The following is an 11,970-nucleotide window of genomic DNA, read 5'->3' as shown; positions in this document are numbered from 1 at the left end:
TAACTATATAATAGTGAAAAAAATCTTGTTTTATGCTAATAATGTTATTTTATTTGATTTATACCTTCTCTAGAGTGTTTTCATTCTGTGATATTATACTTTAGAGGAGGAATTTGCAATGAACACATTAGAAAAAAGACAACATGAAATTTTGACCAATCCACTTCATTTTTGTAAGAAGTCTGGAGATTTTGCTAAACATAGTATGAGTATTAAGCTTTCTAAAAATGAGCTGTTTGATGTTGATTTTGTAACAGGAATCTATTTTGTTGAAAAAGGGATTGTTATGAAAGGAACACAAATAGATGATTATATAGGCTATGATCAATTATTGAAGCATGGTGATGTATGCAATTTTTCATCTTTTATGTCCCCAGATTTAAAACGTAATATTAGCGCAAAATTATTATCGCCTAGTTCTAGTGTTATTACTGCAGTTGATAGAGATTTTTTTATTTTTATGGTAGAGAAACATGTAAGTATTGAAGAATTTATGTTGTATCAGTCTAAAAAAGAAATTATGATATTGCAACGTCGCTGCTTATTGAATACGCTAAAAGTTAAAGACCGTGTTAAGCATGTGATTGCTGCAATTGGCTATGAATATGGTATTTCAAACGGTGATAATATTCAAATTCCGCAAGAATTATCTACTACATTTTTATCTAAGTTTATGGGAATCACAAGAGAATATCTTAGTCTGACACTTAGCGAACTAAAAAAAGAAGGTTATCTATTAAATACTAAAATTCCTTTGATTATTAATGTAGAAAAACTATTCAATGAAATTCCATACGAATCATTAATTTTATAAATAAAGGAAGATAGTCTAACGGCTGTCTTCTTTTTTATGCTAAAATGAAAGAAAAAAAGGAGTTCCACTATGAGTGAATACTTGGAAATCCCAGAATTAAATAAAGCTTTCCCATTTCGTTCTTTTATCAACGAAGGAGGAGTCCTTGTTTATCCTCATTGGCATAAAGAAATTGAGATTATTTATGCATTAAAAGGCAGTCTTAACCTTGGCGTAAATGACATGCCGATTCAACTTCATGAAGGCGAAATTCAAATTATTAATGGCGGAGATGTCCATTATTTTTTAGCTTCACCAAATAGTGAACGTATCGTTATTCAATTTGATTTAAGCCTATTTCAAGAAGAAATGCAAATGGATGGACAAAATGACTCGCTTCGAGAAATGCTCACGGAGATGGCTCGTTTAAGTCGAGATTGGTCTGAAGAAACGACTGCGAAGATGCAATCACTTATTACAAATATCCATTTAGAATCAAGCAATGATTTACCTGGCAAACATTATATTCTTAAAGCAGATTTGCTAGCGATTATCGGTTTAATTTATCGCGAAATACCGCAGAAAAAAACGCAACCTGATAGTGTGATTTCTGAACAAGCTGTGCTTAAATCAAAAGAAACACTTCAAAAGCTAGATCAAATTTTTTCCTATGTAGAAAAGCATTATCAAGAACCGGTTAGTCTACAAGAAGTAGCAGATTATACTGGATTTAGTACGTATTACTTCACGAAATTCTTTAAACGAAATACAGGCATGACATTTGTGACTTTTTTAAATGATTACCGTTTAAATAAAGCGAAATGGATGCTGTTAAATGAGGCATTCCCTGTAACAGAAGTGGCCGAATTAGCTGGGTTTAGTAGCGTGAAAACCTTCCATCATGCCTTCAAACGAGCAATGGGTATCGCACCATTAAAATATAGAAAGACAATATACGGGAATAATTAAGCAATAAATTAGGAAGATTTACCTCGAGTAGTTTTGTATGATGTAACTATCAAAACTATTGGAGGTTTTTTATTATGACATTAAAAGTTGGGATTATTGGTTGTGGAGGCATTGCAAACGGGAAGCATATGCCAAGTTTATTAAAAGCTGAGAAAGCAGAAATGGTTGCTTTTTGCGATATCGTTTTAGAAAAAGCGAAAGTAGCAGCAAAAGAATTTGGCAGTGAAAATGCAAGCGTATACACAAACTATATAGAATTGCTTCAAGATAAATCCATTGATGTCATCCATGTTTGTACACCAAATATTTCCCATGCGGAGATTTCTATTGCAGCAATGGAAGCAGGAAAACACGTCATGTGCGAAAAACCCATGGCGAAAACTACAGCAGAAGCGAAAAGTATGATTGAAGCTGCAAAACGTACAGGAAAAAAGCTAACTATTGGTTACCAAAATAGATTCCGCAAAGACTCGGATTACTTACATCAAGTGTGCGAGAACGGCGAATTAGGCGATATCTATTTTGCAAAAGCAAAAGCGATTCGTCGCCGAGCTGTACCAACTTGGGGTGTGTTTTTAGATGAAGAAGCCCAAGGTGGCGGACCACTTATTGATATTGGAACGCATGCACTTGATTTGACGCTTTGGATGATGGACAATTATAAACCGAAATATGTCGTAGGAAACAGTTATCATAAACTTGCAAAAAAAGAAAATGCAGCAAATGCATGGGGCTCATGGGATCCAAGTAAATTTACAGTAGAAGATTCTGCTTTTGGTTTTATCACAATGGAAAATGGAGCGACAATTGTATTAGAAGCAAGTTGGGCGCTTAACACACTTGATGTTGGTGAAGCGAGAACGTCGCTATCAGGAACAGAAGGCGGCGCGGATATGGAAGACGGTTTACGAATTAATGGCGAAGCACACAGCCAAATGTACGAAAAGAAAATTCAATTAGAAGCAGGCGGCGTTGATTTTTATGATGGAACTGGCGATGACCCTGCATTAATTGAAGCAGAACAATGGTTAGAAGCAATTGAAAAAAATACAGAGCCTGTTGTAAAACCAGAACAAGCACTTGTTGTAACACAAATCTTAGAAGCTATTTATGAATCATCGAAAACAGGACAACCAGTCTATTTTAATTAAGGAGGAAGTGCCTTATGAAAGCAAAAATTGCATTACAGTTATGGAGTGTTAAGGAAGCTTGCGAAGATGACTTCTTTGGAACGCTAGAAAAAGTGGCGAAAATGGGTTATGACGGTGTGGAATTCGCCGGTTATTACGGCAAATCTGCCAGTGAAATTAAAGCGAAATTAGCCGGACTGGGACTAGAAGTAGCTGGATCACATATTAGTAAAGAACAGCTTGAAGCAGATTTAGACAAGGTAATTCTGTTCGAACGCGAATTAGGTAATAAATACATTATCTGTCCGTATGCAGATTTTAAAACGAAGGAAGGCTGGCTAGAATTCGGTGAAGAGCTTCGCAAAATTACAAAAACTATCCGACAAGCTGGGATGCATTTTGGTTATCATAATCATGCCCACGAATTAGATAAATTAGATGGTGAAATTATTTTGGACGATCTCCTCAAAAATGTACCGGAAATGGTTGCTGAATTAGATACTTACTGGATAGAGTATGCTGGCGTAGGAGTTATCCCTTTTATTGAAAAATATCGTAACCGTGTACCTCTTATTCATATTAAAGATAAATCGAAAATGAACAAAGAAAGTACCATTATTGGTGAAGGAGTTCTTGATGTTCCAGGTTTCGTGAAAACAGCTCTTGAATCAGGAACAAAATGGCTAATTATTGAACAAGAAGCATTTACGCAAGATCCGCTAACAAGTGTTGCTAAAGGCTATACGTATTTAGCGAATGTATTGGAGGAGAAATAATATGACACGTGTAACAGTGTGGAACGAATTTTTACACGAAAAAGAAGATGATGCAGTGCTAGCCATTTATCCAGATGGAATTCATGGGCAAATTGCTAGCTTCCTAAAAAAAGCAGGAATAGACGCAGGAACGGCTACTTTAGAAGAGCCGGAACATGGACTTACGGAAGAAGTACTAGCGAATACGGACGTACTGATTTGGTGGGGACACATGGGGCACGACCGAGTAGAAGATAAAGTTGTCGACCGTGTGCAAAAACGTGTTTTAGAAGGTATGGGGCTTATCGTACTTCATTCTGGACATATGTCAAAAATCTTTATGCGCTTAATGGGCACGAGTTGTGATTTAAAATGGCGTGAAGCAAATGAAAGGGAGCGTCTTTGGGTAGTAGACCCGACACATCCAATCGCAAAAGGTATTGGCGAATTTATTGAATTAGATGAAGAAGAAATGTATGGTGAGCATTTTGATATACCAGCACCAGATGAACTCATTTTCTTAGGCTGGTTTGAAGGGGGAGAAGTATTCCGAAGTGGTATCACATATAAAAGAGGCAATGGACGGATTTTCTATTTCCAACCAGGCCATGAATCCTATCCAACATACCACCATCCGGATATACAACAAGTCATTATTAATGGTGTACATTGGTGTGCAGAAGGTCGAAAAAATTATCCGGCATACGGAAATCATCAACCACTTGAAAACATAGGGAGGAAATAAAAATGAAATTAGGCGTATTTACACCATTATTTGCAAATTTATCATTAGATGAAATGTTAGATAAAGTAAAAGCGGCGGGACTTGATGCTGTCGAAATCGGGACTGGTGGGAACCCTGGAAATCATCACTGTCCAACCGACGAACTTTTAGCGAGTGAAGCAGCTCGCAAAGAATACTTAGAAAAATTTACTAGTCGAGGATTAACAATTAGTGCTTTTAGTTGCCATGATAACCCGATTTCTCCTAATAAGGAAGAAGCAACAGCATCTGATGAAATTTTGCGTAAATCAATCAAACTAGCTTCTTTAATGAACGTTCCGGTTGTTAATACATTTTCTGGAACTGCTGGTGATAGTGACGATGCCAAAGCGCCAAACTGGCCGGTAATTCCTTGGCCAACTGTTTATAGCGATATTAAAACATGGCAATGGGAAACAAAATTAATTCCTTACTGGAAAGAAATTGGCGAACTTGCAGCGGCTTCAGGTGTTAAAATTGGTATTGAATTGCACGGTGGTTTCTTATGTCATACACCATATACCATTTTAAAACTGCGGGAAGAAACAAATGATGCTATCGGCGTTAATTTAGATCCAAGTCATTTGTGGTGGCAAGGAATTGACCCAGTTGGCGCTATTAAAATCTTAGGGAAAGCTGGAGCAATTCATCATTTCCACGCTAAAGATACGTATTTAGATCAAGATAATATCAATATGTACGGCTTAACTGATATGCAACCATATGGTGACGTTCAAACAAGAAGTTGGACATTCCGTTCGGTTGGTTGTGGTCATAGTTTGACAGAGTGGTCGGATATTATGAGCGCACTTAGAACATATGGGTATGATTATGTAGTCAGCATCGAACACGAGGACCCATTAATGTCGATTGATGAAGGATTCGACCGAGCTGTTACAAACCTACAATCAATCTTAATTAAAGATAAACCACTAGATATGTGGTGGGCTTAACAATAAGAAAGGATGTCTTAGGATGAAAAAATATCAATTAGTAATTGTTGGTTACGGCGGAATGGGAAGCTATCATGTAACACTTGCATCGGCTGCTGATAATTTGGAAGTTCATGGTGTATTCGACATTCTAGCAGAAAAACGTGAAGCCGCTGCTCAAAAAGGCTTAACAATCTATGAAAGTTTTGAAGCCGTTTTAGCAGACGAAAAAGTAGATGCTGTTCTTATTGCGACGCCGAATGATAGTCATAAAGACTTGGCTATCAGCGCACTCGAGGCTGGTAAGCACGTCGTTTGCGAAAAACCAGTGACAATGACAAGTGAAGATTTGCTAGCAATTATGGATGTAGCAAAAAAAGTAAATAAACATTTTATGGTTCATCAAAATAGACGTTGGGACGAAGATTTCCTTATTATTAAAGAAATGTTCGAACAAAAAACGATTGGCGAAATATTCCATCTAGAATCACGTGTCCACGGGGCAAATGGTATTCCTGGAGATTGGCGACATTTGAAAGCGCACGGTGGTGGCATGGTACTTGATTGGGGTGTACACTTACTTGACCAATTGTTATTCCTAGTGGATAGTAATGTGAAGTCCGTATCTGCTAATTTAAGCTATGCACTTGGAGATGAAGTTGACGATGGCTTTGTAACATTCATTACTTTTGAAAATGGCATCACTGCACAAATCGAAGTAGGAACAACGAACTTTATTAAACTTCCTCGCTGGTATGTGAAAGGGACAGGAGGAACTGGCATTATCCATGATTGGGATTTAAGCGGGGAAATCGTCCAACCAACCGCCCTTGCTAAAACATCTGAGCCAACACCAATTAAGGCTGGTCAAGGTCTAACAAAAACAATGGCACCACCAAGTGAAGAAGCTACGAATACATTATCACTTCCGGCACCTGCCAAATTAGCTCCTTCTTTCTATAATAATTTTGTCGATGTATTAAATAATACGAGTGAACCAATCGTTCAAAACGAAGAAGTTTATCAAGTTTTAAAATTGATTGAAGCTATATTTGAAGCGGCTGAAACAAATCGAACAATCCATTCTATTTAAAAAAGATGTTTTAGCTTCCTATATTGTGGAAAAGACTACTATGGAGATAAAGATTCTTCATTAGAAAATAAATTCTAATTAGGAGGCAATATCAATGAGCGAAGATAAAGGTATGAAAGACAAAGCAAAAGGACTTAAAGACAAAGTAGTAGGTGACGCAAAAGACAAGTTCGGTAAAGCAACAGATGATAAAGGCAAACAAGTAGAAGGTAAAGCTCAAAAAGCTAAAGGCGAAGTAGAAGATAAAACGGGCGACGCTAAAAAGAAATTATCCGAATAAGTTAAAAAAACAGGCTTGAATTTTCAAGCCTGTTTTTTCTATAGAAGATGAGTTCAATCGTGTCTTCCTCCATATTGTTACACTTAATAAATAAAAGAAAAAATGCGTTGCTTAGCCTTTTTGTATGACTATAGCAACGCATTTTTATTGTTCTGCTAAATATTTAATTTTGTCTGGGACATTTTTTATTTTTTTGTAATTAACAACCATTTTGTTTTCACCAATTAATACTTTAAATTGGTTGTTTTTAGTTAGTTGTTTTTCAGAATAGAAAGTAATATTTTTTTGTTTTCCTTTATCATCATAGACTTTAGAAACATATTTGTAACCTTTAAATTGATTCTTTGTTACCGCTTTTCCATTGTCTTCCACTTTAAGGTAGTAGGATTTTACTGCGGCATCAGTTGGCATCGCATACTCCCAAATAGCACAAACAGCTAGAAGAACTGTTGCTAACACCATCAAAACTCTTTTTTTAGTAAACATTTCTCCTTCATCCTTCCTTTTCTTTATTACATTAAGTTTACAATGAATGCAGAAAAATATCCTGTTTGTTAACTAACAATATCATCTTATAACCTTACAATTTTGTCAGAATGATAATAAAAATGCACCATAAGATTGTGAAGTTATAAAAAACTGTATTTTAATCTACTAAATGTAGAAATGATGAGAAAAATAGGCACTATAAGTTGTGGTGTTTCTAGTGGCTTAATGTGCAAGGAAACACATGAATTTACTTAGAAAAATTTTTTATTTGCTAAAAACCTTGGTGTAATCGTCGTTTTGGAGATTTCGTTGATAAAATCAAAGCACTATATCTTGCATTCACAATGAAAAAGTTATACTATATATAGTATCGAAAGCGAAATATTGCTTCATCGCCTTTTAACTTTTATTGAGGGGAATTTGCTCCTTTAAAAGTTAATTTTTTTGCTCCATGGAACGACCACAAATAGTTCAGCGGACGAATGAAAAGCGCAAAATGAATCAGATATTTTTACAACGAGGAAAAAAGGATGAAATGGGGATTGCAAATGACAACTTACATAGTGAAAGACGGGGGAAACAGAAAGCTACCTTTTGACAAAAGCCGATTGGATGGATATTTAGAGAAAATCCATGAAGAATTTCCAAAACTTGATTTAGAAGATTACAAACGTAAGGTTTTTAATTTTGTAGAGAAGAAGGAAGATTACGCGGCTGACGAATTAGTCGATTATTTAATTAGGGAAGCTGAAGCTCGTACAGATATTCATATTCCTGAATGGGAACATTTCGCGGCACGCCTTTATTTAAACAAATTATATAAAAAAGCAAGTAAAAATCGTTTCTATAATGATGATGATAAATATGGTTCGTATGTTGGACTTCAAGAAAGTTTAGGCGAACGTGGTATTTATTCTGGTAATATTTTAAAAAATTATTCTAAAGAAGATTTGATTGCAGCAGGGAAATTAATTGACCCTGAAAAAGATAAATTATTTACTTATAATGGTTTGTATTTACTTGCGACACGTTATTTAGCAACTGACTCTGAACGTAATGTGTACGAGTTGCCACAAGAGCGCTGGTTAACTATCGCCCTTTATTTAATGCAAAACGAACCAAAAGAAAAGCGTATGAAGTTAGTTGAAGAAGCTTACTGGGCGCTAAGCAATTTATATATGACTGTTGCAACTCCAACTCTTGCAAATGCTGGAAAAGTTGGTGGGCAATTATCTAGTTGTTTCATTGATACAGTAGATGATAGCTTGCAAGGTATTTATGACAGCAACACCGATGTTGCTCGCGTTTCTAAGCACGGCGGCGGTGTTGGAGCATATCTTGGTTATGTTCGGTCAACAGGAGCAGCTATCCGCGGCGTAAAAGGCGCAAGTGGTGGCGTTATTCCTTGGATTAAGCAATTAAACAATACCGCGGTGAGTGTAGACCAACTAGGTCAACGTAAAGGTGCGATTGCTGTTTATTTAGACGTTTTTCATAAAGATATCGAATCTTTCCTTGATTTACGTTTAAACAATGGAGATCAACGTTTACGTGCCCATGATGTGTTCACAGCAGTTTGTATTCCGGATATTTTCATGGAAGCTGTAGAACGTCGCGGCGAGTGGTATTTGTTCGACCCACATGAAGTAAAAGCGAAAAAAGGCTGGTACCTGCAAGATTTCTACGATGAATCAAAAGGCGAAGGTACTTTCCGCGAAAAATATGACGAATTAGTAGCTGATGAAACAATCAGTAAAAAAATTGTTAAAGCAATTGATATCATGAAACGTGTTATGATGAGTCAATTAGAAACAGGGAATCCATTCATGTTCTACCGTGATGAAGTAAACAGAATGAACCCTAATAAACATGAAGGCATGGTGTATTCTAGTAACTTATGTACAGAAATCATGCAAAACATGAGCCCAACAAAAATGATTCAAGAAATTATTTCTGGAGATCAAATCGTTATTACAAAACAAGCGGGAGATTTTGTTGTATGTAACTTATCCTCTGTAAACTTAGGTCGTGCCGTTGTGGCGGAAGAAGAAGGTACTTTAGAACGTTTAATCGAAGTAGAAGTACGAATGCTAGATAATGTTATTGACTTAAACGAACTGCCAGTACCACAAGCAACCATTACGAACCAAAAATACCGTTCGATTGGGCTTGGAACATTCGGTTGGCATCATCTGCTTGCTCTTAAAAATATCGCATGGGACTCAGAAGAAGCTGAGAAATATGCCGATGAATTATACGAACAAATTAACTATTTAGCTATTCGCGCAAGTAATAAACTAGCACAAGAAAAAGGTGCTTACAAAGTCTTCAAAGGCAGCGACTGGAATACAGGAGAATATTTCGCACGTCGTAACTATAACTCACCTGAATGGCAAGAATTAGCGAAAGAAGTAGCAGAAAAAGGCTTGCGTAATGCTTACCTTGTAGCTGTTGCGCCAAATATGAGTACTGCTCAAATTGCTGGTTCAACTGCTTCGATTGATCCAATTTACAGCGCATTCTATTATGAAGAGAAAAAAGATTACCGTCGTCCAGTAATTGCACCGGACTTAAACCTAAGCACATACCCGTACTACGAAAAAGGTGCTTATAAAGTTGACCAATTCGCAAGTGTACGTCAAAACGGTCGTCGTCAACGTCACGTAGACCAATCACTAAGCTTTAACTTCTATGTACCAAGTGGTATTAAAGCAAGTAAACTACTTGAACTACACATGACTGCTTGGAATGAAGGGCTTAAAACAACTTACTATGTCCGTTCCAATGATATCGATGTAGAAGAGTGCGAATGGTGCTCAAGCTGATAAATCTCTAAAACATTTTATTAATAACACAATAAGAAAGGGAGGGCTTGCCTAGATGGCTAACCAAAAAGAACAACTGACACGTATTAAAATTTTAGAACCTTTATTTCCTAATCGTTCTACTTCAATCATAAACGGAGAAACTAGCGGGATTTTGAATTGGAATGACATCCCTTATCCATCTTTCTACCGTGCTTATAAAGAACTTTCTACTAACTACTGGATTCCTGATGAAGTAGATATGAAGAGCGATGCAAAACAATATCCTGCTCTTTCCGAACAAGAAAAATATGCTTTTGATGCGATTATTGGCTTACTTGCAACACTGGATTCTCCGCAAACACGCTTTATCTATAACATTGCGGAATATATTACCGACCCAGCAGTTCATGCAAACGCAGCAATTATCGCACAACAAGAAGTAATTCATAATGAGAGTTACTCGTATGTACTTGCTTCTATCACAAATTTACAAGAGCAAAATCGCGTCTTTGAACTTGCGAGAACACACCCAACAATCATTAAACGTAATGAACCAATCATGACAGCATATGATGATTTTATGAATAACAAAACAGGTGAAACGCTTGTAAAAGCATTAATTCAATCTTCTATTTTAGAAGGAATTAATTTCTATAGTGGCTTTGCTTACTTCTATAACCTTGTTCGTCAAAACAAAATGACAGGAACAGGAAAAATCATTAGCTTTATCAATCGTGATGAACTAGCTCACTCGAAGTTTATTTCAGAAGTAATCCGGGCAATCCTTGGGGAAAATCCAGAATTACAAACAGATGAGCTAGTGGAATATACACATGAAGCTTTCCGTCACGCTGTTGAACTTGAAACAGAATGGTCTGAAGAAGTGTTGCAAGGTATTGAAGGTATTGATGTGGAAGAAATGGTTGATTACGTAAAATATCGTGCTAACAAAATGCTCGGAATGCTTGGTATTCCTGAACTTTATCCTGGACACAGTGATAATACAATGACATGGATTAAAGCCTACGCAGATAACTTTACAGAAACAAAAACCGACTTTTTCGAAATGCGCAATTCAAGCTATAAAAAAACGAATATGGATAATGGATTCGACGATTTATGAGGATTTTGTTAGCCTATGATTCTCTGAGCGGTAATACGAAAATGGTGGCTGATGAAATTGAAGAGATATTAATAAACGAAGGGCATGAGGTTGTGTCCTTTCGTGTATCTCCTTTAGCCATGTATCCGCTAGATGAGGATTTTGACTTGTACATGTTGGGGGCATGGACAGTCGACTACGGAAGAACACCGCCGGATATGAAAGATTTTATCGCGGAACTAGCCGTTAAGCCCAAGAATGTAGCCATTTTTGGCACTGGGGAAACACAATGGGGTATGGAGTTTTATTGCGGAGCTGTCGACCGAATGGCAAAATACTTCGGCACAAGCTACCCAACTTTAAAAATAGAACAAATGCCACACACAGAACAAGATGTGGCTGATATAGACAATTGGGTCAAGAAAATTTTAGTATTAAGGAGTGAAATCAAATGACAAGTATTGAAATTAAATCACCTGAAGAGTTCCAAGCTCATATTAATGGGGAAGAATTAGTATATGTAGATTACTGGAAAGATAATTGTCCTAATTGTAAAATGCTTGATCTTTCTTTTGCCGAATTCAAAAACTCTGAAATCGCAAGCAAAGTGAAAGTATTAAAAGTAAAATTAGAAGAAATGGGCGAAAATTTCTTTTTTGATCGTGATGTACAACAAACACCAACACTTGTACTATATAAAGGTGGCGAAGAAATCCACCGTTTAAACGGATTTATTCCACCAAACAAAATTGAAGAAGCAGTTTCATTAAACGCGTAATTTAATGAGTAGCAAGTCTCCTTATAAAAAGGCGGCTTGATGCTCATTTTTTTATAAGATTTTGCAATATTTTTCACAA

At 36.5% G+C, this 11,970-nt stretch carries 13 protein-coding genes; 12 read left to right on the top strand and 1 reads right to left on the bottom strand.

The window, feature by feature from the left end:
• Positions 1-118: 118 nt before the first annotated feature.
• The 8 genes from HCB45_RS13810 to HCB45_RS13775 all read left to right on the top strand — a co-directional run bounded on the left by HCB45_RS13810 (position 119) and on the right by HCB45_RS13775 (position 6,715).
• Positions 119-814, top strand: a complete 696-nt coding sequence (locus HCB45_RS13810; RefSeq protein ID WP_185319327.1) for a Crp/Fnr family transcriptional regulator — start codon at positions 119-121, stop codon at positions 812-814.
• 69 nt (positions 815-883) lie between these two features.
• Positions 884-1,762, top strand: a complete 879-nt coding sequence (gene gadR / locus HCB45_RS13805; protein WP_185319326.1) for an acid resistance transcriptional regulator GadR — start codon at positions 884-886, stop codon at positions 1,760-1,762.
• Positions 1,763-1,836: 74 nt separating this feature from the next.
• Complete coding sequence (locus HCB45_RS13800; RefSeq protein WP_185620286.1) at positions 1,837-2,913, top strand: Gfo/Idh/MocA family protein; 1,077 nt, start codon at positions 1,837-1,839, stop codon at positions 2,911-2,913.
• A gap of 14 nt (positions 2,914-2,927) precedes the next feature.
• The gene (locus tag HCB45_RS13795) at positions 2,928-3,668 is read left to right on the top strand and encodes a sugar phosphate isomerase/epimerase family protein (protein ID WP_185319324.1); all 741 of its coding nucleotides are present in this window, start codon (positions 2,928-2,930) and stop codon (positions 3,666-3,668) included.
• A gap of 1 nt (position 3,669) precedes the next feature.
• Positions 3,670-4,392: a ThuA domain-containing protein gene (locus HCB45_RS13790; protein WP_185323128.1), complete on the top strand. Its 723-nt coding sequence runs from the start codon at positions 3,670-3,672 to the stop codon at positions 4,390-4,392.
• Positions 4,393-4,394: 2 nt separating this feature from the next.
• Entirely contained in the window at positions 4,395-5,363 is a 969-nt protein-coding gene (locus HCB45_RS13785) for a sugar phosphate isomerase/epimerase family protein (protein WP_185319322.1), read from the top strand.
• 22 nt (positions 5,364-5,385) lie between these two features.
• Positions 5,386-6,435 (top strand): Gfo/Idh/MocA family protein, encoded by a 1,050-nt coding sequence (locus HCB45_RS13780; RefSeq protein ID WP_185319321.1) that lies wholly within the window; start codon positions 5,386-5,388, stop codon positions 6,433-6,435.
• Positions 6,436-6,529: 94 nt separating this feature from the next.
• Entirely contained in the window at positions 6,530-6,715 is a 186-nt protein-coding gene (locus HCB45_RS13775; RefSeq protein ID WP_003722282.1) for a CsbD family protein, read from the top strand.
• A 144-nt stretch (positions 6,716-6,859) separates the two neighbouring features.
• On the opposite strand, the gene HCB45_RS13770 is transcribed toward HCB45_RS13775, so the two are convergent.
• On the bottom strand, positions 6,860-7,201 hold the full coding sequence (locus tag HCB45_RS13770; RefSeq protein ID WP_185319320.1) for a YxeA family protein: 342 nt from the start codon (positions 7,199-7,201) through the stop codon (positions 6,860-6,862).
• Between the two features lie 533 nt (positions 7,202-7,734).
• Between HCB45_RS13770 and HCB45_RS13765 the strand changes: the two genes are divergently transcribed.
• The 4 genes from HCB45_RS13765 to HCB45_RS13750 are packed head-to-tail and all read left to right on the top strand — an operon-like array spanning position 7,735 to position 11,891.
• Positions 7,735-10,029 carry a ribonucleoside-diphosphate reductase subunit alpha gene (locus HCB45_RS13765; RefSeq protein ID WP_185319319.1) on the top strand — a complete coding sequence of 765 codons (2,295 nt, stop codon included), beginning with the start codon at positions 7,735-7,737 and terminating at the stop codon, positions 10,027-10,029.
• Positions 10,030-10,084: 55 nt separating this feature from the next.
• The gene (locus tag HCB45_RS13760) at positions 10,085-11,134 is read left to right on the top strand and encodes a ribonucleotide-diphosphate reductase subunit beta (RefSeq protein ID WP_185319318.1); all 1,050 of its coding nucleotides are present in this window, start codon (positions 10,085-10,087) and stop codon (positions 11,132-11,134) included.
• Positions 11,131-11,568 (top strand): flavodoxin, encoded by a 438-nt coding sequence (locus tag HCB45_RS13755; RefSeq protein ID WP_185319317.1) that lies wholly within the window; start codon positions 11,131-11,133, stop codon positions 11,566-11,568. Before HCB45_RS13760 ends, HCB45_RS13755 begins: the two co-directional genes overlap by 4 nt.
• Positions 11,565-11,891, top strand: a complete 327-nt coding sequence (locus tag HCB45_RS13750) for a thioredoxin family protein (RefSeq protein WP_003722276.1) — start codon at positions 11,565-11,567, stop codon at positions 11,889-11,891. The genes HCB45_RS13755 and HCB45_RS13750 overlap by 4 nt, the downstream gene beginning before the upstream one ends.
• The last annotated feature ends 79 nt before the right edge of the window (positions 11,892-11,970 follow it).

The sequence above is a fragment of the Listeria farberi genome, assembly GCF_014229245.1.
Taxonomy (GTDB): domain Bacteria; phylum Bacillota; class Bacilli; order Lactobacillales; family Listeriaceae; genus Listeria; species Listeria farberi.
The sequence above is the reverse complement of the archived record's forward strand: the minus strand, read 5'-3'. Positions and strand labels throughout refer to the sequence as shown.

Coding starts and splice junctions, on each gene's coding strand:
- HCB45_RS13770 (WP_185319320.1), bottom strand. CDS start 7,201: ATGTTTACTAAAAAAAGAGTTTTGATGGTGTTAGCAACAGTTCTTCTA.
- HCB45_RS13800 (WP_185620286.1), top strand. CDS start 1,837: ATGACATTAAAAGTTGGGATTATTGGTTGTGGAGGCATTGCAAACGGG.
- HCB45_RS13775 (WP_003722282.1), top strand. CDS start 6,530: ATGAGCGAAGATAAAGGTATGAAAGACAAAGCAAAAGGACTTAAAGAC.
- HCB45_RS13780 (WP_185319321.1), top strand. CDS start 5,386: ATGAAAAAATATCAATTAGTAATTGTTGGTTACGGCGGAATGGGAAGC.
- HCB45_RS13795 (WP_185319324.1), top strand. CDS start 2,928: ATGAAAGCAAAAATTGCATTACAGTTATGGAGTGTTAAGGAAGCTTGC.
- HCB45_RS13750 (WP_003722276.1), top strand. CDS start 11,565: ATGACAAGTATTGAAATTAAATCACCTGAAGAGTTCCAAGCTCATATT.
- gadR (WP_185319326.1), top strand. CDS start 884: ATGAGTGAATACTTGGAAATCCCAGAATTAAATAAAGCTTTCCCATTT.
- HCB45_RS13760 (WP_185319318.1), top strand. CDS start 10,085: ATGGCTAACCAAAAAGAACAACTGACACGTATTAAAATTTTAGAACCT.
- HCB45_RS13810 (WP_185319327.1), top strand. CDS start 119: ATGAACACATTAGAAAAAAGACAACATGAAATTTTGACCAATCCACTT.
- HCB45_RS13765 (WP_185319319.1), top strand. CDS start 7,735: ATGAAATGGGGATTGCAAATGACAACTTACATAGTGAAAGACGGGGGA.
- HCB45_RS13790 (WP_185323128.1), top strand. CDS start 3,670: ATGACACGTGTAACAGTGTGGAACGAATTTTTACACGAAAAAGAAGAT.
- HCB45_RS13755 (WP_185319317.1), top strand. CDS start 11,131: ATGAGGATTTTGTTAGCCTATGATTCTCTGAGCGGTAATACGAAAATG.
- HCB45_RS13785 (WP_185319322.1), top strand. CDS start 4,395: ATGAAATTAGGCGTATTTACACCATTATTTGCAAATTTATCATTAGAT.